Genomic DNA, 20137 nt, shown 5'->3' on the forward strand with positions numbered 1-20137 from the left:
CAAAACAAAAGAGCGCCCATGGCGCTCTTGTTGATTGGAATGAAGGCCCGTCAGGACTCCTCTTCCTGCTCCGCCTGCAACCTGGCCCGGCGGGCCATGGCCTCCTCCTGGGCACTTTCTATCTCGTGCAGCACGCCATCCAGATCGATGGCCTCCCGGCTCTCTTCGAACAGGCCGGTGAGCTCGGTCTCGGGGCCCAGCTTGCCATCCTCGAACAAGGACCACATCTCCCGGGCATACCGGGTCTTGAGCAGTTCGGGGGCATACATGCCGTAGTAGTTGCGCATGTTGTCGACATCCCGCTCCAGCATGGCCCTGGCCTGGTTGTTGGCGGCGGCATCCACCACCTGGGGCAGGTCGATGATGACGGGCCCCTCTTCGTCCACCAGCACGTTGAACTCCGAGAGATCCCCGTGAATGAGACCGGCGCAGAGCATGCGCACCACGTAGCGGATCACCTTGCCATGATCCACCAGAGCCTGCTCACGGGTCAGGGCCACATCGTTGAGACGGGGAGCGACGTTGCCGTCGGCGTCGGTGATGAGCTCCATCAGCAGCACGCCATCGAGGCAGACATAGGGCCTGGGAACCCGCACCCCGGCCGCCGCCAGCTTGAACAGGGCATCCACCTCGGTGTTCTGCCACACCTCTTCGTGCTGCTTGCGACCGTACTTGGAGCCCTTCTCCATGGCGCGGGCATCGCGGCTGCTGCGTACCCGCCGCCCTTCCTGATAGACCACGGCCTGCTTGAAGCTGCGCTTTGACGCCTCTTTGTAGACCTTGGCGCAGCGGATCTCGTCGCCGCAGCGCACCACATAGACGTCGGCCTCTTTGCCGCTCATCAGCCGGCTGATGACATCGTCCACCAGGCCGTCATCAACCAGAGGTTGGATTCGATTTGGAATTTTCATGACCGCCCTTTTACCCTATTTGCACCTTGTTTGCACCTGTTTGCTGGTGGCCTGCCACCCCTGTCAGAAACGGCCCGCAAGGGGGCCGTGTCGATCAAGGTTCCGGTGGCAGCCCCTGGCGGATGCGGCGGATCCCCGCCTCGTAGAGACCGTCTTCGCCCTGATCGTGCTCCTGGGTTTCGAAGATCTTGAGAAACCACATGTACTGCTCGGGGAAGCGGCCAAGCTGCTGCTCCACCATGCGGTTCATCTGGTTGACGTCCGCTACCAGATCCGCGGTGGGATAAGGGTCGAACGGCGCCTCGATCTCCAGCCGGTAGCCCCCCTCGTCCTCGTCGTAGCAGGCCAGAATGGGCACGGCGCGGGCACCGGTCAGCTTCACCAGTTTGGGCAGGGCCGGCAGGGTCGCCTTGGGGTGGTTGAAGAAGGGCACGAAGAGGCTCGCCTCCCGGCCGTGATCCTGATCCGGCAGATAGAAAAAGCTGTCGCCGCTGCGCAGGGCCTTGATGGCGGGCTTGATGCCGACGCTGCGCTCGTAGATACGCCCACCCTTGCTGCGCTCGCGGTTGATGTACCAGTCGAACACCGCATCCTTGGGGCTTTTCATCATGGTGCACATCTTGATCCCCTGGAGGGGGAAGTAGCGGCCAATCATGTCCACCGCCCAGGTGTGGGGCACCACGAAGATCATGGGGCGACCGGCTGCCCGCTCCGCCTCCACGTGCTCCCAGCCGCTCACCTTGACGCGCCCCTTGAGGAAGTCGGGGCTGCGCCAGGTCAGCTCGCCAAAGCCCAGGAAGGTCTTGAGCCCCACCCGGATGGATTTCAGCAGCAGGGCCTGACGGCCCGCCTCGTCGAGATGGGGGAAGCAGATCTTGAGGTTGGTGTCGGCGATGTAGGCCTGCTTCCTGGAGACGCGCAGCAGCAGGGGGGCCAGGTAGTCGGCCAGCTTGTCCCGTGCCCTTGCCGGCACCCAGGCCAGCAGGGAGAGCAGAGCGACGGCCAGCCAGCTGCCCCACAGACGGGGGTGCAGCAGGCGCGGATGAAAAGAGGTGTCAAACACCGGATCTTGTGCGGACATGGTCGCCATCGAATCATCAAAACAGAGCGTCATTTTAGTGATCCTGACAACTTTTTCTACCCTGCCCTGCACAGCGCCCCCGCGCCAAGTCACTGATCAGACAAGTTAGAAATAAAAAGTGGCCCGCTTGGGGCCACATTTTTGCACCGGGTGAGCGCAAGGCTCAGGGGTGAGGAGCAAGGCCCCGGCGGATGCGCCGGATCCCCTCTTCGTAGAGGCCATCCGGCCCCACCTGATCCTCACGGGTGTCGAAGATCTTGAGGAACCACATGTACTGGCCCGGGTGGCGGCAGAGCTGGCGCTCCACGCTGTCGTTCATGCGGCAGGTATCCGCCATCAGATCCCCGCTCGGGTAGTCGGCGTAGGGAGCCTCGACCTCCAACCGGTAGCCGTGCGCCTGCTCGTCATAGCAGGCCAGCACCGGCAGGGCCCGGGCGCCGGTCAGCTTCACCAGCCGTGGCAGGGCCGGCAACGTCGCCTTGGGGTGGTTGAAGAAGGGGGCGAACAGGCTTGCCTCCCGGCCGTGATCCTGATCCGGCAGATAGAAGAAGCTCAGACCGGATTTCACCGCCTTGATCACCGGCTTGATGCCGGCGCTGCGCTCATAGACGCGGCAGCCGTGCCGGGCCCGCGCGCCGTTGATGTGCCAGTCGAACACCGGGTTGCGGGCGCTCTTCATCATGGTGCACATGGGCAGGCCCCGCTGGGCGAAGTAGTAGCCCGCCGCATCGATGGGCCAGCTGTGGGGCACCACCAGGATCACCGGTCGGCCAGCGGCCTGCTCCGCCTCGATATGTTCCCAGCCGCTGACCTGGATCCGCCCCATCACGTGGGCGGGGCTGCGCCAGGTGAACTCGCCAAAGCCCAGCAGGCTCTTGAGGCCGACCCGGATGGAGGTCATCAGGATGGCCTCCCGCTCGGCCTCGCTCTTCTCCTTGAAGCAGATGGCGAGGTTGGTCCTGGCGATGTAGATCTGCTTCTTCGAGATGGCGCATACCAGGGGCGTCAGAGCATCGGCCAGGCGATCCCGCCAGCGCGGGGGCACGAAGGCGAGCACACCGATGGCGCCGAGGGCGAGCCAGCTCAACCAGTAACGGGGGTGCAGCAGACGAGGCTGGAATCGGGCGTCAAACACGGGATCAGATGAGGACATGGGGCACGACAAAACAGTGGGAAGATAAAGTGGCGCGCATCGTGACAGGTATTACCAGTTAACGCCAACTGAATGTCGCCTGTATGGGCAACTATTTAAGCCACTTCACGGATTGACAAAATTAATCTGCTTCATTTGATTCCCCTCTGTGTCACTGCATCACGAACGGCAGACCCCGCATGGGCGGGGTCGATGACGAGGGGGGATGAAAACCTTGTGCCTAGCGGCGTGCGGGCTGCCCCGGCAGGTCATCCTGCACGACCGGCAGGAAGAACATCAGGTAACGCAGGGCCACGTAACCCACCACCAGGGTGGCCACCCCCAGCTCCAGATAGGCCAGCTGATGGAGCTGCTCGGCATAACGGGCCGTCTGTGGCCACTGCGACAGCAGGTGACTCACCTTGAACAGGGCGGTGGCCCCGATCACCAGGGGGAAGGTGAAAGCGGCGTAACCCGGCGAGAACGGCAGGCGCAGCAGCTTGATGAAGGCCAGGTAGATGATGCCGGTCATCAGCACGGCGATCCCGAGCAGCACCGCCACCAGCAGCAGGGAGGGGTCCTGGCTCACGGTGAGGTAGCCGGCCAGCGACAGGCTCGCCGGGGCGGCCAGGATGGCGATGGTGGGCTTGGCGGCATCCGGCACCTCGTGGCTGAAGATGAGGCGATAGAGCATCAGCGGCAGCATCAGGCCATAGCAGGCCATGCCGAACCAGAGCAGGCCGGTGGCCAGGGATGCGAAGGGACCGCCCGGGTAGGCCACGTCAGCCACGATGATCCCCACCGGCGGCACGAACCAGCTCGGCACCATGTGATGGATTTCAAACGCTTTGGCCCTGTGCCAGACGAAGGTCGCGAGGAAGACGAGGTGGATGATGACCGCAAACAGCCAGAGCCCCTGCCCCAGGGTCGGGGCGAGCAGGCCGACCGCCTTGGAGACCACCATGGTCCCCATGGCGTAGGTAGGCATCACGCTGCCCACCACGGGATGGGCGAGATCCTGCCACAGCAGGCGCGGGTGGATCAGAAACTTGAAGGTCAGGACGAGGAGCAGCACGGCGGCGATGGCGGCCCCCAGCAGTTGCAGACGGCCATCGAACTGACCGGCATTTTCCCAGCACCAGCCGAGGCTGGCGATCCCCAGAGCCAGACCGGCCATGGGGGTCGGGGCGGCGGCCAGGGAGCGGCGGGTTCTTGCGATCATGGCGAATACCCTCTTGATGATGACGATGGGCATAGGATAAAGGGGGTCTATCGTTTACGATATCTAAATGAATTGAACTTAGCGTTTAGGAAAATCAAACGATATGAAGCTCACCCTGCAACAACTCAAGGTGTTTGCCACCATCGCCCGCCACGGTAACCTGGGGGGCGCGGCCAATGAACTCTGCCTGAGCAAGGGGGCCGTCTCCCAGTCGCTGCAGGAGCTGGAGCGCCAGCTCGCCACGCCCCTGTTCGACCGGGTGCACCCGAGGCTTCAGCTCAACAGCGAGGGGCGCCTGCTGCAACCGGCCGCCGAGGAGCTGCTGACCCGGATGCAGGAGATAGAGCAGCTCTTCAGCCCCGATGCCGAGCCGAGCGGCCAGCTGCACCTCGGGGCCAGCCAGACCATCGGCAACTACCTGCTGCCCGCCCTGCTGGCGGAGGGGGCCCAGGAGCTGGGGGCCGCCCCCAGGGTCACCATCGCCAACACCCACCTCCTGTGCCATGCCCTCGCCCACTTCGAACTGGATCTCGCCCTCATCGAGGGGGAGAACCACCACCCGGACCTGGTGAGCGAACCCTGGCTGGAGGACGAGATGCTCATCATCGCCGCCCCCGGTCACCCCCTGGCGGATCAGCTCGAGCTGCCCCTGCGCCGGCTTGCCGGGGAAACCTGGGTGCTGCGCGAGGCGCAATCCGGCAGCCGCGAGCAGTTCGAGCAGCAGCTCCAGCCCCACCTGCCCCGCTGGCAGGCGGGGATAGAGCTCAATACCCTGGAGGCGGTGATGCTGGCGGTGGAGAAGGGGCTCGGCATCTCCTTCATCTCCCGCCTCGCGGTGGCGGACCGACTGGCACAGGGGCGCCTGGTGGCCCTCACCCCGAGTCGCCGCTTCCCACGCCAGCTCTCCCTCGTCTGGCACAAGCAGAAGTTCCACTCCGCCGCCCTGCGCCGCTTCCTGGCCTTCTGCCGCGCCCAGACCCTGGCGTGAGAACCCCTTCGGATGCAACAAGGGCGCCATTGGCGCCCTTGTCGTTCAGCCGATGCTCCCCCCGGCCCTCAGCCCTTCCCCGGCCTCAGCTTGCGAGTCCCCCTTCAATCCAGCCGAGCACCTGCCGGGTCACGGCCTGGGGCACCCAGGGGGAGTCCAGCAGCCGGTGGCGCAGGCAATCGGCGAAGTGATCCGCCTCGTGCTGCATGCCGCCCCCCTCCACCGGCAGGTAGATGTCCGCCGGCCAGATGACGGGGGCAGGCCCCCCTTGCCAGCGAATGTGCTGGGGATTCCACCACTTGCCCTCGATGACCAGGCGCCAGCCCTCCCCGGACAAGGACGCTTCCCGCTCGAGATCCTCGATGATGGAGGCCTCGAGCTCGGCCCGAAACGGCTCATCGAACGTGAAGCTGGCGGTAAGATCCACCTCCCCCGGAGCCCGCGTCAGCGTCACCTCGGGGGCGGGGCAGCCCAGCCCCAGCCGATGGCAGAGGGCGGCATGGAGCCAGAGGGGATAGACCCCCACGTCCCAGGCGGCGCCGCCATCCAGCGCCGGATCGAACAGCTTGCCCACCTTCGGCTGGGCCGAACCGAACGCCGCCCGCAGCTCGCGCGGCGGCGGCAGCAGGGGCAGGCGCTGCAACAGGGCGCGCATGGTGGGGAAGCACATTACCTTCATGGCCTCGAGCAGCAGCAGGCCCCGTGCGTGGGCGAGCGCCACCAGGGCGTCCCAATCCGCTACCCGGGTCACCGCCGGTTTCTCCACCAGTACGTGCTTGCCCGCCAGCAACATCTGCCTCACCAGGCCCGCGTGCTCCGGGTGGATGACCGCCACATAGACGGCCTCCACCTCGGGGCTGGCGGCCAGGGCCTCATAGCTGCCATAGGCGTGGGGCAGCCCCAGATCCCGGGCGAACTCGTCCGCCCGTCCCTGGTCCCGGGCGGCGATGGCCACCACCTCGGCTCCCCTGGCGTGCCCGTTCACATCGCGGCAAAAACGCCGGGCGATGGCCCCCGCCCCGGCAATGCCAAAGCGCAGGGGCGCCCTTGTCTCGTCGTGCATCGTCTCTCCTTGCTACCCAATGGTGGACCCCGGCATCACGCCGGGCGCGGGCTCCCGGCCAGGCTGCGCAGCCAGCTTATCTCCTCGCCCCAGATGGACTCGTCGATGGTCTCGAGGATAAGCGGGATGCCGTCAAAACGGTCGTCGTTCATGATGTGGTGGAACACCGCCTCGCCGAGGTTGCCCTCCCGCAGGCTGTGGTGACGGTCGACCCGACTACCGAAGGTACACTTGGCGCCGTTGATATGCATCCCCTTGAGGTACTCGAACCCCACGATGCGGTCGAAGTCGACAAACACCGCCTCGCACCCCTCGGGGGTACGCAGATCGTAACCGGCGGCGAAGGCGTGGCAGGTGTCAAAGCAGACGCCGACCCGACTCTTGTCCTCTACCCCGTCGATGAGGGTGGCCAGATGCTCGAACGACCAGCCGAGGTTGGTACCCTGGCCGGCGGTATTCTCGATCACCGCCGTCACCCCTTCGCTGCGCTCCAGCGCCCAGTTGATGGACTCGCTCACGAGCTTGAGGCTCACCGCTTCGGGGATCTGCTTGAGGTGGCTGCCCGGGTGGAAGTTCAGGTAGCACAGCCCCAACTGCTCGCAGCGCTTCATCTCGTCCAGAAACGCATCCCGGGACTTGGCGAGGGCGTCGGGGTCGGGATGACCCAGGTTGATGAGGTAGCTGTCGTGGGGCAGGATCTGCTCGGGGCGAAAGCCCTCCTTCTCGCAGGCGGCCTTGAAGGCGCGAATGCTGGCCTCGGAGAGGGGCGCCGCCTGCCATTGGCGCTGATTCTTGGTAAACAGGGCGAAGGCGTTGGCCCCGATGGCTTTGGCCCGGGCGATGGTGTTTTCCACCCCGCCCGCCGCACTGACGTGGGCTCCGATAAATTTCATCTCATCTCCTGTGCACTGTGACCGGGTGCCTGCCGCGCTGGCCACCGCACCCGTTGCCGGGGCGCCATTATGCCCAAGCCAACCCCTTGCGCCAAACCGGGATTGTCGATGGGGGCAATGGAAAAGGCGCCCGAAGGCGCCTTGATGAGAGACAGAACATCCCTGTCCGTCAATAGGCCAGACCGGCCCCGTAGGGATAGAGCGGGCTTTGTGAGTCCTTGGCCACGTCCGGGGACTGGGCCAGCACCGCCTGCCAGCTCGAGGGCAGCTCGAAGGGGAGCTTGCCGCGTGCCTTCTGGGTGCCGCTCATGACATCGAACAGGGCCTGATCCAGGGCGCCGAAGTTGACGAGCAGCACCCGGGCCGACGGGGCCACCTCGGTCAGGATGGCGGGCCTGTCCAGATAGACGGAGAGCACCAGGGGCACCCCGGCCTGCTCGATGGCCTGGATGGCGGCATAGTCATCCGCGCCGCGGTAGACCCCTTCATGGGCCGTCTCCTGCACCACCTGATCATTGCTGGCAAAACCGAGCTGACCGAAGTGGATGCTGCCAAACGGGAAGCGGGGATCCTGCTCGCCCGGGGCGTTGACCCGCACGATGGCAAGCTCCGCGTCGGTCAGGTTCGTCACCACCGTATAGCCGTTGGCCCTGGCCACCTCGGCGTTGACATTGTGCAGATAGACCCGCTTGCCGTCCGCCTTCAGCGGCAGCAGGGCCCCCTCGTTCTTCAGCAACACGTGAGACGCGGCCTGGGCGGCCTGGGCTTCCTGCTGGAACTCGGTCTTGCCCACCAGGGCCACCGCGGCCTCGGCATCCACATAGGGATTCTCGAAGAGCCCGAGGGCAAACTTCTGGGCCAGGATCCGCTCGGCCGAAGTGGTGATGGCCGCCTCGGTCACCAGACCGCTCTGCACCGCCGCCAGCAGGGGCGCCGGATCTTCCACGCCACCGAACTGATCCACCCCGGCGTCGATGGCCTTGGCATAACGCTCGGCCTTGGTGAGCTTCTCCACGCCCCAGGACATGCCAAAGGGCACGGTCCAGGGGCTCACCCCGGCATTGACTTCATCCTGGGTCAACCCCTGCTCGCAGCGGCTGTCACAGTCATTGACGATGCCCCAGTCGCTCAGCACCACGCCGTCAAACTTGAAGTGGCCCCGCAACAGATCCGTGATGATCTGGCGGTTGAAGCCAAACCCCACCTCCTCGACGGGCTGCCCATCCTGGGTCAGGCCCAGGGGCATGGCGTAGTAGGGCATCACGGCGGCCACCCTGGCCTCGAAGGCGCCCTCGAAGGGCACCAGGTGGTAGGCAAACTGGCCGCCGGGGTAGATCTGCTCCTTGCCCCAGGGGTTGTGGGCATCCAGCCCGTCCTTCTGGGGACCGGCCCCGGCGAAGTGCTTGACCACGGTGACCACGCTCTCCTTGCCTATCCCCTCGCTCCCCTGCTGGAAGCCCTCGATGTAGGCCTTGACCAGGGACTTGGCGAGCAGGTTGTCTTCCCCGAAGGTACCGTTGATGCGGCCCCAGCGCGGCTCGGTCGCGAGATCCGCCTGGGGCGAGAGGGCCTCGTGGATGCCGACGGCCCGGTACTCCTGACGGGCGATGTCGCCAAAGCGCTGTACCAGGGCGGCATCACCGATGGCGGCCAGCCCCAGGGTCTCCGGCCACTGGGAGAAGGCCCCGGCACCGATGCTGGTGGCGTTCGGATCATGGGTGAAGTGGTTGCGCGGATCCGTGCTCACCGTCATGGGGATGCCGAATCCCACCCCTTCCAGCAGGGCCTGCAGGGTGTTGTTGTCTGCGGCGATGGCCGCCGGATCACCGGCCATGCGGGTGATGAAGGTGTTGACCCCGTCCTCGCGCAGCATCTTGTCCATGGCCACGAGGTTCACCCGCCCCGCCCCGTCCAGCACCAGGGTGCCGTGCATCATCAGCCCTGCCTTCTGGGCCAGGGTGAGCCTGCCCACCAGATCCCGGGCTCGCTCGGCGGCGCCGAGGCGCCAGTCCTCGTAGGGGGTCAGGGTGCCGCTGCCATCGAGATCCTTGAATTGCAGGCCGTCCTGCTCGATGAGGGTGACGGTGCGATGGCCCAGGACGGGCTGTTCCGGTTTGGGAGTGGAGTCGTTGTCGTTGCACCCTGCCAGCAGCAGGGCCCCTATGGCGAGGGCGACACGGGTTCGGGAGAGCGAGTGGTGTTTCATTATTGTTATCTTCCTTGTGTGTGTAGGAGTGACCACTCTATGCAAATGCGGCCCCCCTCACTTGCCCGTCGGGTGCAGGAAGTTGCCGGTTGGGAGCAGGGGTGGAAAGTGTGAAAAGGGTTGCAGGGTTACCCTTGGTTACAAATCCGAAACATAAAAGCGGCGCTGGCTCACGGCAATCCAGCGCCGCTGACGGATGATGGAAGGCCACCGCCGACAAGGATTTTTGCCGTGAAAACCGTCTCCAACCGGATTGCCCTGCACTGCCTCACCCACTGGCAGAGACAGGGACGAGATCCGGCCCAGCTCCTGCAAGGTGCCGGGATTGCCAGAGAAGAGCTGCTGCTCCCCCAGGGGCGGATCGACGCCCAGCGCCACTTCCGGCTGCTAGCCCGGGCCGCCCCCCATATGAACTGTGACCACTGGGGGGCGCCCCCCACGCTCACCGGCCTGTTCGCCGACTTTCTGCCGCTCGCAAGCCTGTGCTGCAACGCCGCCACCCTGCGCCAGGCGCTGCACTTCTTCCTCTCCTTTCGCCCCCTCATCGGCGAGAGCGACCGGATAGTGCTGCGGGAGGAAGATGGTCAGGCGAGGCTGAGTTACCACTCGGAATCCGATCACCCGGACGTCATCGCCATGAGCAGCCTGGCGAATCTGGGCAATCTCTATGCCCTGCTCCAGTTCTATCACCCGGGGCAGGGCCAACTGGTGCTGCCCGCCCTCGTCAGGCCTGCGCTCTGGCGCGACCTGGCGACCTGGCTGGGCGCCCGCCTGCTGCGGGGCCAGGGGTTCGAGCTGCGCTTCCCCTCGGCCCTGCTCGATCTCGCCCATGGGGGCTGCAACCTCCCCCTGCAGCCCCTGCTGCTGGGGGAGATAAACCGGCAGATGGCCCTGCTGCGCCCGCGCACCCGCTACCGGGATCGCGTGCTCGATCTCATCCGTCAAACGCTCTGGCAGGAAGGCCTGGACGAGCGAGCGCCTCTCGCTGTGGTCTGCGACAGCCTCGGGCTGACCCGCTGGACCCTCAACCGCCATCTGCGGGAGGAAGGGTGCCACTTCTCGGGCCTGCTGGAGCGGGTACGCCGGGAGGAGGCCTGCCGCCTGTTGCAGGATCCCGCCCTCCCCCTGCAGACAGTGGGGGAGCGCCTGGGTTTTGCCCGCCAGAGCAGCTTTACCCGCTTCTTTCGCGAGGCGTTTGCCCTCTCGCCCCGCGAGTTTCGCTCAAGGCGCAGCCGCCTCTGAGGCGCCCCCGAGATGGGCGGCGAGCAACCCCGCCAGCCAGTGGATGAAGAGCTGGACCCTGGGGGCCAGTTGGCGGCGATGGGCATAGAGGGCGTGGATGGGGAGCGGTGGCGGCTGCCACTGGGGCAGGATGCTCACCAGCTCGCCCCCCGCGAGCAGGGATTCGACCCCCACCCGCGGCATCTGGATGATGCCAAGCCCCGCCAGCGCCGCCGCCAGGTAGGTCTCGCTGTCATTGACCATGAGGGCCCCCGCCATGGGCAGCAGGGCGCGGCGGCCATCTTCCGCCAGGTATTCAAAGCCGGGTTCGCTGCGCCCCTGCCCGGCACCAAACCCGGGACCATAGTGCACCAGCCGGTGGCCCGCCAGATCCCCAAGGGTACGGGGCACCCCGTGGCGAGCCAGGTAGCCAGCGCTGGCACAGTTGATCTGGCGATAGTGACCAAGGGGCCTGGCCACCAGGCTGGAGGGCTCAAGCGCCCCGACCCGCACCACGCAGTCAAACCCCTCGCGCACCAGATCCACCCGCCTGTCCGTGCTGCTCAGCATCAGTTGCAGGGCGGGATGCTGCGCCAAAAAATCTGGCAGGGCCGGGATCACCAGATGGCGGGCCATCCGGCTTGGCATGTCGACCCGCAGTTGTCCCGAGATCTGCCCCCCCTGGCGAAACAGGCCGTCAAACTCCTCCATGTCCGCCAAAAGCTCCCGACATCTGGCATAGCAGAGCTGGCCGTCCGTGGTGAGCTGCACCCGCCGCGTGGTACGCAGCAGGAGCCGGGTCCCCATGCGCTCCTCCAGCCGGCGGATGGCGGCAGAGAGGGTCGCCTTGGGGATGCCCGTCTGCTCGGCGCAGCGGGTAAAACTCTCCAGCTCGGCAACCCGCACGAAGGCTCTCATCGCATCCAGTTGATCCATGGTCTGATTGTCTCGATAAACGGAACAGTGATTCTATTATCACGCTATTTATCCAGTTTAAAAGGAACAATACAGTGATCCGGTCGGCTCGTATCGAGCCTGTGTCCGCCACCCTGACAGGAGTCATACCATGACCAGACCCATCGCCCTCATCACCGGAGCCAGCCGCGGCCTTGGCAAGCACGGGGCCCTGGCCCTCGCCGCCAAAGGCGTCGACCTTATCATCACCTATCGCAGCCAGGCCGCAGAGGCGGAGGCTGTAGTGACCCAGGCCCGCGCCCTCGGCGTTCGGGCCCATGCCCTGGCTCTGGACGTGGGCGAGAGCGCCACCTTCGCGGCTTTTGCAGAGGAGGTGACGCAACTGCTCGCCCGGGAGTGGCAGCGCACCCATTTCAACTTCCTGGTCAACAACGCCGGGATCGGCATTCATGCCAGCTTCGAGCAGACCACGGAGCAGCAGTTCGACACCCTGCTCAACATCCACCTCAAGGGGACCTTCTTCCTGACCCAGGCGCTCCTGCCCCTCCTGGCAGACGGCGGTCGCATCCTCAACCTCTCCACCGGCCTCACCCGCTTCGCCATGCCGGGTTATGCCGCCTACGCCGCCATGAAGGGGGGCGTCGAGGTGCTCACCCAGTATCTGGCCAAGGAGCTGGGCCCCAGGGGCATCGCGGTCAACGTGCTGGCCCCCGGCGCCATCGAGACCGATTTTGGCGGCGGCGTGGTGCGCGACAACAAGGGAGTCAACGACTTTCTCGCGAGCCAGACCGCCCTTGGCCGGGTGGGTCAGCCCGACGACATCGGTGGCGCCATCGCCGCCCTGCTCTCCGATGACTGCCGCTGGATCACCGCCCAGCGCATCGAAGCCTCGGGCGGCATGTTTATCTAGGCGGTCATGGTTGCCTGCTGCACAAACAAGGAAGGCCCCCTCCGACGAGGGGGCCTTCCGGCATTGGGCAGACGAGGTGCGGCGCACCGGGCCCGTTACAGGGTCTTGCCACCGCTTGCAATGACCTGGCTGTACCAGTGGAAGCTCTCTTTCTTGATGCGACGAAGAGACCCTCCCTGCTCGTCCCTGTCCACGTAGACAAAGCCGTAGCGCTTCTGGTAGCCGTTGAGCCAGCTCAGGATGTCGGTGAAGGACCAGGCGCAGTAGCCCAGGAGCTCGACCCCGTCCTGCATCGCCTCCTGGCACGCCTTGAGGTGGCTGTGCAGATAGGCGATACGGTAGTCGTCGTTCACCTTGTCCCCGGCTTCCAGCTTGTCGAACTCCCCCAGGCCGTTCTCGGTGATCATCAGCGGCAGGGCGTAGCGGGAAGAGAGCCGACGCAGGGCGATGCGCATCCCGGTGGGATCGATGGCCCAGTCCCAGTTGCTGGTCTCAAGGTGCGGATTGGGGGCCGTCTTGTAAAGGCCGGGAATACCGCTGGAGGGCGTAGTGCCCTTCTTGCCCGTGGTGTTGATGCGCTGCATCGTCTGGCCGCCGAGGGGGTTGTCGGTGAAGGTCAGGGTGTAGTAGTAGTTGACCCCGATGTAGTCGGGGGTGCCTTCGCGCAAGAGCTCGAGATCGCCCGGCAGGATCTCCGGCGCCTCGCCGGTCTCCCGCAGATAGGCGAGCGCCGCCTGGGGGTAACGGCCGAAGCAGTAGGCATCCAGCCACCAGAGGTTGGTGAACTCCTCGGCATTCTCGAACGCCAGCATGTCGCTCGGGGCGCAGGAGGCCGGATAGGCGGGGGAGTACGCAAAGCTCGGCCCAATCAGGCCGTTTGGCACGTGCTGGCGAAACGCCTTGATGACACGGGCGTTGGCGAGAAACGCGATGTGGTTGGCGGCGAAGAAACGCTTCCTGTCCTGCACGGCGGGAGGATGGGTGCCCAGCTGGTAGGCGTTGGTCAGGTTGTAGTTCTGCTCGTTGAGCGACACCCAGTACTTCACCTTGCCGGCGAAGCGCTGATAGAGGGTCACGCAATAGCGCTCGAAGTCGTCGATGATGCGCCTGTCTTCCCAGCCGCCGTACTCATCCTGCAGGGCCTGGGGGAGATCCCAGTGATAGAGGGTCAGCACCGGCTCGATGCCATGGGCCAGCAGGGCGTCGATGAGCCTGTCATAGAAGGCGAGCCCCGCCTCGTTCACCTCGCCACGCCCCGTCGGGTAGATGCGCGGCCAGCTCACCGAGAAGCGATAGGCCTTGAGCCCCATCTCGGCCATCAGCGCCACGTCCTCTTCCACCCTGTGGTAGTGATCCACCGCCACGTCTCCGTTGCTCCCTTCAAAGGTCTTGCCCGGCAGCTTGGTGAAGCTGTCCCATACCGAGGGGCCCTTGCCCTCCTCGTTCCAGGCCCCTTCCACCTGATAGGCGGCGGAGGCGGCGCCCCAGAGGAAACCGTTCGGGAAGTCGTTGAACTTGTGATGATGCATCTGGTGTTGCTCCTTCTGCGCGGATGGCGGGGGCCATCCCGTGATACGTCGACCCCATACAGGGGCCCGAAATGAGTTGGCACCAGCATCCAACACTTCTAGAATTCCGTCCAATGACAAATATGGCCACCTATCATTCCTATCTGGAATCAAGCGAGGCACCATGGAGTTGAGAGACCTGAAAGCCTTCGTCACCCTGGGGGAGGTATTGCACTTTGGTCAGGCGGCGGCGCGCCAGCACGTCACCCAGTCTGCCCTGAGCAAGCAGATCCGCCGGCTGGAGGCGGACCTTGGCGGCGAGCTGTTCGAGCGCAACGCCGGCAGCACCCGGCTGACGGTGCTCGGGCGCGCCCTCTACGCCGACGCCTGCACCCTGGTGGCCCAGAGCGAGCAGCTCGCCCGCAGCGCCCGCGACGTGCTGGCGGGCCACGCGGGTACCCTGCGCATCGGCTTCGGGGTCGCCACCAAGCTGCTGGTGCCCGCCGCCATCGCCCGCTTTCGGGACAGCCGCCCCGGGGTCGCCATCGAGCTCAACGATCTCTCCACCCATCACCAGTTGCTGGCGCTGGCGGAGGGGCGGCTGGATCTCGGCTTCTGCCGCCTGCCCGCCCCCAAGGGCTGGCCGGTGCTGCCCGTGGTGCGCGCCCATTTCGTCGCCGTGCTGCCCGCAGGCTATCAGGGGGTGGCAGGGCTCGCCGATCTGCAGGAGAAGCCGCTCGCCATCCTGCGCCGGGACAAGGCCCCCTCTTTTTACGATCAGTTCATCCATTACCTCGCCCAGAGCGGCCTGCGCTTTCAGGACATCCAGTACGTCAACGACTTCGCCGCCGGCATCGCCACCGCGGCGGCCGGCATCGCCTGGACCCTGGTCCCCTCCTCCACCACCATTGAGCATCCCGATGTGCTGACCCTGCCCCTCGGGGAGGCCGACGCGAGCTGGATCATCGGGCTCATTCGCCCGCCGGGCAACGACAATCCCCTCGTCGCCCCCTTCTGGCAGACGGTGGCGGAGCTGGCGGATCCCGCCCTCACCGGCCTCATGACGACAGGGGACGGGGCTCCCACCTGGGACACCCCATGAAAGGGAATCATTCGAAAATCACATTAACGATGGCATTAGGCAGTCCGCCCCCCTTAAAATGCCCTCCTAACCCGACACCATGACAAGGATCCGTTTCGTTCATGCACTCTCACTGGCTGCTGAGGTTTGATCTGCATCGCCTCATCCTTGCGCTGGCCGTCATAGGTGTGCTGGCTACCTTTGGCAACAGCTTTTACGCCATCTATCAGGCACAACGGCAACTGCTCATCGACAACACGCTAGAGGCGAACCGGGTCTATGCCGCCAAGCTCGCCGCCTCCGCCGAGACCATGCTGCACTCAGCCCAGGAACAACTGGCTTACAGCGCTAGCCAACTTGCCCCCCTGCTGCAGACCGATGACATCGCAGGGCTCGAGGAGGAGGTAACCCAACTGCGTAGACGTACCAATACCTTCAACTCAGTGGTCGTGGTCAACACCGAGGCAACCATTGTTGCTGTCTCCCCCGAGACTCTGAATGTGAAAGGGGCCAAACTGACCTCGGCCCATGCGAGAAACACCCTGAAGAAGCAGAAGCCGATCATCTCGGATCCTTTTGTCTCCCTCTCCGGCAACTACCTCATCAGCCTCTCCCACCCCATCTTCTCGGCAGACAAGCGCTACCTCGGCTATGTCGCCGGCACCATCTATCTGGGGTCCGCCAGCGTGCTCTCCAGCCTGCTGGGGCAGCACTACTACCAGGATGGTTCTTATCTTTATGTGGTGGACCGCCAGCGCACCCTCATCTACCACCCGGATCCTGAACTTATTGGCCATAAAGTGGCGTCCAACCGGATAGTAGACGAGGTGTTACAGGGCAACGGGGGAGCACAAACCATGTACAACACCGATGGAAACGAGATGCTCTCGGGCTTCGCTCCGGTGGCGGACGCAGGCTGGGGGATAGTGGCCCAGCGCCCCAGCAGGGCCACTCTAGCGAGACTCGATCAACAGATGAGCGACATTCTCAAGGGGATGATCCCGGTCACCCTCTTCATTCTCTTCGTCATCTGGCTCTCGGCCACCATCATCGCCAGACCCCTGCGACAACTGGCCAACCGGGCCGGACTCATGGATCAGCAGGGGGCCGCCACCAGCATCTCGGGGATCCGCGCCTGGTATTTCGAAGCGGCCCAGTTGAAGCAGGCCATCCTCAAGGGGCTGGGGCTGCTCAACACCAAGATCGACAAGCTGCACACCGACAGCCACACCGACCCCATGACGGGCCTGTTCAACCGCCGGGCCATGCAGCAGATGCTGGACGAGTACGAGGCCGAACGTCAGCCCCTGACGGTGATTGCCCTGGACATCGATCACTTCAAGGCCATCAACGACCGCTTCGGTCACGACGTGGGGGATGCCGTCATCGTCTCCCTCGCCACCCTGATGCAGCAGGATCTGCGTTCCGATGCCGCCTTGTGTCGAAGCGGCGGCGAAGAGTTCCTGCTGCTGCTGCCCGGGGTCTCCCTTGCACAGGCGCAGAAGATCGCCGAGCGCCTGCGTACCCGGGTGGCGAGCCACGACATGGAGGTAGCAGGCCACATCACCATCTCCCTCGGCGTCGCCCACTGGGGGGCGGATGCCACCAGCATCGCCGCCGTGCTCAAGGAGGCGGACAAGGCGCTCTATGATGCCAAGAGCCAGGGCCGAAACTGCGTGGTGGTGGCCCTGGGCTGATCGGCCCAGGCTTTGCCGGACACCGTTCGGCCATAAAAAAACCCCTGCCATGGCAGGGGTCGGACGGTATCCATGTCAGGAGATCAGAGCGTGACGGCCAGGCTCTCGACCGAGGCGGCGCTCGGGGTCACCAGTACGGGCACCGATTTGGAGGTGGGGGTGAAAGAGCCCTCCCCTATGCTCTCGATGGCCACCAGGGGGTTGGTCTCCGGGTAGTAGGCGGCGATGTTGCCTTTCGGGATCTCGTAGAAGATGACGCTAAAGCCCCGCACCACCCGCTCGCGCCCGTCGTTGCACACCGCACTCATGTCCACCCGCTGCTCCTCGGCGAGCCCCAGCCTCCTGGCATCCTCCTCGTTCATGAAGACCACGTTGCGTCGCCCCTTGATGCCGCGATAGCGGTCATCCATGCCATAGATGGTGGTGTTGTACTGATCGTGGGAGCGCAGGCTCTGAAGCAGCAGCACGGGCTGGTCCACCATCTGCTCCGCGTGGCTGGTGCACTCGGGCAGGATGGAGTCCGGCAAACGGCTCGCCCTGAATTCGGCGCGCCCGCTCGCGGTGTTCCAGCGCAGCAGGGCGGCGCTGTTCTCCAGATGGAAGCCGCAGGGCTCCTCGATGCGGCGGTTGAAGTCGCCAAAGCCCGCGATGGTCTCCTCGATGAGATCCCGCAGCAGCCCGTAGTCATCCCGCAGCGCCAGCCAGTCCACCCGATCGCTGCCAAGCGTTGCCTCGGCCATGCGAGCCACGATGTCTATCTCGGAGAGACAGAGCGGCGAGACCGGCTCGTTCATCCCGGTGGAGGCGTGCACCATGCTGAAGGTGTCCTCCACGGTGATCTTCTGCACCCCGGAGCGCTGCTGATCGAGCTCGGTACGGCCCAGGCAGGGGAGGATCAGGGCATCTTTTGACACCATGAGGTGGCTGCGGTTGAGCTTGGTGCTGATCTGCACGTTGAGCTCGCTCCTTCGCATCGCTTCATAGGTGAACTCGGTATCCGGCGCGGCGGCTGCCAGGTTGCCCCCAAGGCAGATGAGCACCTTGCTCTTGCCGCCATGAAGGGCTTTGAGGGCCTCGTAGACGTTGTGCCCCGGCGTGCGCTTGAAGCCCACCGGGAAGCGGCGCTCCAGGCGATCGAGGAAGGCGGCATTGGGTTTCTCGTTGATCCCCATGGTGCGGTTGCCCTGCACGTTGCTGTGACCGCGCACCGGACAGAGTCCGGCCCCCGGCTTGCCAATCTGGCCGCACATCAGGTGCAGGTTGACGATTTCGCGAATGGTGTCGACCGAATGCTTGTGCTGGGTGATCCCCATGGCCCAGCAGCTGATCACGCTCTCGCTGCTTGCGAAGATCTGCGCCGCCCGGGTGATCGCCTCCCGACCGAGGCCGGATTGCGCCTCGATCTGCGTCCACTCCGTGGCCTTCACCTGGGCCAGGTAGTCGTCAAAGTGCGCGGTGTGCTGCTCGATGAAGGCGAGATCGATGCGCCCCCCCTCCTCTTCCAGGATGTATTTCGCCATGCCGCGAATGGCCGCCATGTCACCGCCCAGCTTTGGCGTGAGGTACTGGTGGCTGATGGTGGTTGCCGCCGGGGTCAGTAGCTCCGCCGGGCTCTGGGGGCTTGCGAAGCGCTCGAGGGCCACCTCTTTGAGGTTGTTGAAGGTGACGATCTGGCACCCCTGGCGTGCCGCCTTGCGCAGGGCGTTCATCATGCGCGGGTGGTTGGTGCCCGGGTTCTGGCCAAAGACGAAGATGGCTTTGGCGGCGTCGAAATCATCGAGCACCACGGTGCCCTTGCCCACCCCGACGGACTGGATAAGCCCCACCCCGCTCGCCTCGTGACACATGTTGGAGCAGTCGGGGAAGTTGTTGGTGCCATAGAGACGGCCAAACAGCTGATAGAGGTAGGAGGCTTCGTTGCTGGCGCGTCCCGAGGTGTAGAACTCCACCTCGTCGGGGCTGGCCAGGCTCTTGAGTTTGTCGGCGATGAGGGCAAACGCCTGATCCCAGCTCACCGGCTCGTAGTGATCGGTGGCCGGGTTGTAGCGCAGGGGCTCCGTCAGTCGCCCCTGATATTCGAGCCAGTAGTCGCTCTGGGTGGCGAGACGGCGCACCGAATGCTCGGCGAAGAAATCGGCCCCCACCGTCTTGCCGGTGGATTCCCAGGCCACCGCCTTGGCGCCGTTCTCGCAAAACTGGAAGGCCCCCTGCTTGTTGTCACCCCAGGCGCAGCCGGGACAGTCAAAGCCGTCGGTCTGGTTGACCCGCAGCAGGTTCTTGATGTTCTGGCGGGTCTTCTGGCTGCGCAGCACCTGCTTGAAGGTGGACTGCAGGGAGGAAAAGCCGCCGGCCTTGGCCGGTTTTTCAATATGACTGGACATGGGAGTCTCCAACGTGATCCTGGGCGCGGGGGCTGGCATAGCAGACCGGGGCATCGGATCGGGGCACATGGATCAGGGTCAGGTTGTACTTCAGGGCCAGTCGCACCGCGAGCTGACTGGGGGAAGCAAGGCTGATGAGGTGAGCGGCGCCAAATTGCACCGCCTTGTGAATGAGTTCGCTGCCGCAGCGGCTGGTGATCACCAGGGTGGCGGCCTGCACCGGCTGGCGCAGCTGCATGCCGATGAGCTTGTCCAGGGCGTTGTGCCGCCCTATGTCCTCCCGGCAGGCCAGGATCTCGCCGCGATCATCCAGCGCCAGGGCGGCATGAAGGGCGCCGCTCTGGCGGGCCTTGCTCTGCCAGGGGACGATGCGCTCCCGCAGATCCTGCAAAGAGGCGGTGTCGAAGGGGGCACCCGGGGTCAGCGGGGTGAGCACGGGCAACGCATGTTCGATGGCCTCCACCCCGCAGATGCCACAGCCGCTGGCACCGGCCAGGCGGCGCTTGCGCTGGCCAAGCATTGCTAGACAGCGGTTGGCGATGGTGACATCGAGCACGATGCCGTGCTCGGACGGGGTGATCTGGATATCGTGTACATCGTGGTTGCCCCCGATGATCCCCTCGCCAAACAGAAAACCGATAGCGAAATCGTCGAGATCGTCCGGGGTGGCCATCATGACGGCATGGTTGATGCCGTTGATGTTGACTGACACGGCCACCTCCTCCACCAGCTCATCCAGACTGGGCAACCGTGAATTGAAAGGGATCATGCGAGACGCTTATAAGCTGTATTCGGGCCTCAAGTTTAGATAAGCCGCCGCGCCAAAACCAATGAAACAAATCTATTCACCAATAGATAACTTCTATTGCTATCGGGATGTCGATTGATTAAATTTGTCGCTCATTGCCTTTGCCTGCTGCCATTACCA

At 64.8% G+C, this 20137-nt stretch carries 16 protein-coding genes; 5 read left to right on the forward strand and 11 right to left on the reverse strand.

Annotated elements, in window-relative coordinates:
- Nucleotides 1-50: 50 nt before the first annotated feature.
- The 4 genes from J9893_RS16195 to J9893_RS16210 all read right to left on the reverse strand — a co-directional run bounded on the left by J9893_RS16195 (nt 51) and on the right by J9893_RS16210 (nt 4346).
- On the reverse strand, nt 51-911 hold the full coding sequence (locus J9893_RS16195; RefSeq protein ID WP_029314478.1) for a PA4780 family RIO1-like protein kinase: 861 nt from the start codon (nt 909-911) through the stop codon (nt 51-53).
- A 94-nt stretch (nt 912-1005) separates the two neighbouring features.
- Entirely contained in the window at nt 1006-2001 is a 996-nt protein-coding gene (locus J9893_RS16200) for a lauroyl-Kdo(2)-lipid IV(A) myristoyltransferase (RefSeq protein WP_210600962.1), read from the reverse strand.
- A gap of 154 nt (nt 2002-2155) precedes the next feature.
- Nucleotides 2156-3145, reverse strand: coding sequence for a lipid A biosynthesis (KDO)2-(lauroyl)-lipid IVA acyltransferase (locus J9893_RS16205; RefSeq protein ID WP_010674623.1), 990 nt, complete (start codon nt 3143-3145; stop codon nt 2156-2158).
- Between the two features lie 220 nt (nt 3146-3365).
- Nucleotides 3366-4346 (reverse strand): TDT family transporter, encoded by a 981-nt coding sequence (locus tag J9893_RS16210; protein WP_210600959.1) that lies wholly within the window; start codon nt 4344-4346, stop codon nt 3366-3368.
- A gap of 103 nt (nt 4347-4449) precedes the next feature.
- On the opposite strand from J9893_RS16210, the gene J9893_RS16215 reads away from it, so the two are divergent.
- Nucleotides 4450-5334, forward strand: a complete 885-nt coding sequence (locus tag J9893_RS16215) for a LysR substrate-binding domain-containing protein (RefSeq protein WP_039039086.1) — start codon at nt 4450-4452, stop codon at nt 5332-5334.
- Nucleotides 5335-5419: 85 nt separating this feature from the next.
- Here the strand turns inward: J9893_RS16215 and J9893_RS16220 are convergent, their stop codons facing one another.
- The 3 genes from J9893_RS16220 to J9893_RS16230 all read right to left on the reverse strand — a co-directional run bounded on the left by J9893_RS16220 (nt 5420) and on the right by J9893_RS16230 (nt 9496).
- Nucleotides 5420-6397 carry a Gfo/Idh/MocA family oxidoreductase gene (locus J9893_RS16220; RefSeq protein ID WP_210600958.1) on the reverse strand — a complete coding sequence of 326 codons (978 nt, stop codon included), beginning with the start codon at nt 6395-6397 and terminating at the stop codon, nt 5420-5422.
- 35 nt (nt 6398-6432) lie between these two features.
- On the reverse strand, nt 6433-7290 hold the full coding sequence (nfo, locus tag J9893_RS16225; protein ID WP_210600957.1) for a deoxyribonuclease IV: 858 nt from the start codon (nt 7288-7290) through the stop codon (nt 6433-6435).
- 169 nt (nt 7291-7459) lie between these two features.
- Nucleotides 7460-9496 (reverse strand): glycoside hydrolase family 3 N-terminal domain-containing protein, encoded by a 2037-nt coding sequence (locus tag J9893_RS16230; protein WP_210600956.1) that lies wholly within the window; start codon nt 9494-9496, stop codon nt 7460-7462.
- Nucleotides 9497-9727: 231 nt separating this feature from the next.
- Here J9893_RS16230 and J9893_RS16235 point away from each other — a divergent pair, with 231 nt between their 5' ends.
- Complete coding sequence (locus J9893_RS16235) at nt 9728-10738, forward strand: AraC family transcriptional regulator (protein WP_210600955.1); 1011 nt, start codon at nt 9728-9730, stop codon at nt 10736-10738.
- Here the strand turns inward: J9893_RS16235 and J9893_RS16240 are convergent.
- Entirely contained in the window at nt 10718-11653 is a 936-nt protein-coding gene (locus J9893_RS16240; protein WP_048207600.1) for a LysR family transcriptional regulator, read from the reverse strand. The genes J9893_RS16235 and J9893_RS16240 overlap by 21 nt on opposite strands.
- 130 nt (nt 11654-11783) lie before the next feature.
- Between J9893_RS16240 and J9893_RS16245 the strand changes: the two genes are divergently transcribed.
- Entirely contained in the window at nt 11784-12542 is a 759-nt protein-coding gene (locus J9893_RS16245; RefSeq protein WP_010674615.1) for an SDR family oxidoreductase, read from the forward strand.
- Nucleotides 12543-12637: 95 nt separating this feature from the next.
- Here J9893_RS16245 and J9893_RS16250 read toward each other — a convergent pair whose 3' ends face one another.
- Entirely contained in the window at nt 12638-14071 is a 1434-nt protein-coding gene (locus J9893_RS16250; RefSeq protein ID WP_039039079.1) for a glycoside hydrolase family 1 protein, read from the reverse strand.
- Nucleotides 14072-14234: 163 nt separating this feature from the next.
- Here J9893_RS16250 and J9893_RS16255 point away from each other — a divergent pair, with 163 nt between their 5' ends.
- Both J9893_RS16255 and J9893_RS16260 read left to right on the forward strand, forming a co-directional pair.
- Nucleotides 14235-15152, forward strand: coding sequence for a LysR family transcriptional regulator (locus J9893_RS16255; RefSeq protein ID WP_210600954.1), 918 nt, complete (start codon nt 14235-14237; stop codon nt 15150-15152).
- Between the two features lie 101 nt (nt 15153-15253).
- Complete coding sequence (locus J9893_RS16260) at nt 15254-16828, forward strand: sensor domain-containing diguanylate cyclase (protein ID WP_210600953.1); 1575 nt, start codon at nt 15254-15256, stop codon at nt 16826-16828.
- A gap of 83 nt (nt 16829-16911) precedes the next feature.
- Here the strand turns inward: J9893_RS16260 and J9893_RS16265 are convergent, their stop codons facing one another.
- A complete protein-coding gene (locus J9893_RS16265) occupies nt 16912-19209 on the reverse strand; it encodes an FdhF/YdeP family oxidoreductase (protein WP_010674611.1) in 2298 nt (765 codons plus the stop codon).
- Complete coding sequence (gene fdhD / locus J9893_RS16270; protein WP_210600952.1) at nt 19193-19978, reverse strand: formate dehydrogenase accessory sulfurtransferase FdhD; 786 nt, start codon at nt 19976-19978, stop codon at nt 19193-19195. Before fdhD ends, J9893_RS16265 begins: the two co-directional genes overlap by 17 nt.
- Nucleotides 19979-20137: the final 159 nt, after the last annotated feature.

The sequence above is a fragment of the Aeromonas sp. MaB10011B genome (genome assembly GCF_017939325.1).
GTDB classification, from domain to species: Bacteria; Pseudomonadota; Gammaproteobacteria; order Enterobacterales; family Aeromonadaceae; genus Aeromonas; species Aeromonas caviae.

What these genes read in the sequence shown, in the direction of transcription:
- J9893_RS16195 (WP_029314478.1), bottom strand. Translation starts at nt 911, where the DNA reads ATGAAAATTCCAAATCGAATCCAACCTCTGGTTGATGACGGCCTGGTG.
- J9893_RS16200 (WP_210600962.1), bottom strand. Translation starts at nt 2,001, where the DNA reads ATGGCGACCATGTCCGCACAAGATCCGGTGTTTGACACCTCTTTTCAT.
- J9893_RS16205 (WP_010674623.1), bottom strand. Translation starts at nt 3,145, where the DNA reads ATGTCCTCATCTGATCCCGTGTTTGACGCCCGATTCCAGCCTCGTCTG.
- J9893_RS16210 (WP_210600959.1), bottom strand. Translation starts at nt 4,346, where the DNA reads ATGATCGCAAGAACCCGCCGCTCCCTGGCCGCCGCCCCGACCCCCATG.
- J9893_RS16215 (WP_039039086.1), top strand. Translation starts at nt 4,450, where the DNA reads ATGAAGCTCACCCTGCAACAACTCAAGGTGTTTGCCACCATCGCCCGC.
- J9893_RS16220 (WP_210600958.1), bottom strand. Translation starts at nt 6,397, where the DNA reads ATGCACGACGAGACAAGGGCGCCCCTGCGCTTTGGCATTGCCGGGGCG.
- nfo (WP_210600957.1), bottom strand. Translation starts at nt 7,290, where the DNA reads ATGAAATTTATCGGAGCCCACGTCAGTGCGGCGGGCGGGGTGGAAAAC.
- J9893_RS16230 (WP_210600956.1), bottom strand. Translation starts at nt 9,496, where the DNA reads ATGAAACACCACTCGCTCTCCCGAACCCGTGTCGCCCTCGCCATAGGG.
- J9893_RS16240 (WP_048207600.1), bottom strand. Translation starts at nt 11,653, where the DNA reads ATGGATCAACTGGATGCGATGAGAGCCTTCGTGCGGGTTGCCGAGCTG.
- J9893_RS16245 (WP_010674615.1), top strand. Translation starts at nt 11,784, where the DNA reads ATGACCAGACCCATCGCCCTCATCACCGGAGCCAGCCGCGGCCTTGGC.
- J9893_RS16250 (WP_039039079.1), bottom strand. Translation starts at nt 14,071, where the DNA reads ATGCATCATCACAAGTTCAACGACTTCCCGAACGGTTTCCTCTGGGGC.
- J9893_RS16255 (WP_210600954.1), top strand. Translation starts at nt 14,235, where the DNA reads ATGGAGTTGAGAGACCTGAAAGCCTTCGTCACCCTGGGGGAGGTATTG.
- J9893_RS16260 (WP_210600953.1), top strand. Translation starts at nt 15,254, where the DNA reads ATGCACTCTCACTGGCTGCTGAGGTTTGATCTGCATCGCCTCATCCTT.
- J9893_RS16265 (WP_010674611.1), bottom strand. Translation starts at nt 19,209, where the DNA reads ATGTCCAGTCATATTGAAAAACCGGCCAAGGCCGGCGGCTTTTCCTCC.
- fdhD (WP_210600952.1), bottom strand. Translation starts at nt 19,978, where the DNA reads ATGATCCCTTTCAATTCACGGTTGCCCAGTCTGGATGAGCTGGTGGAG.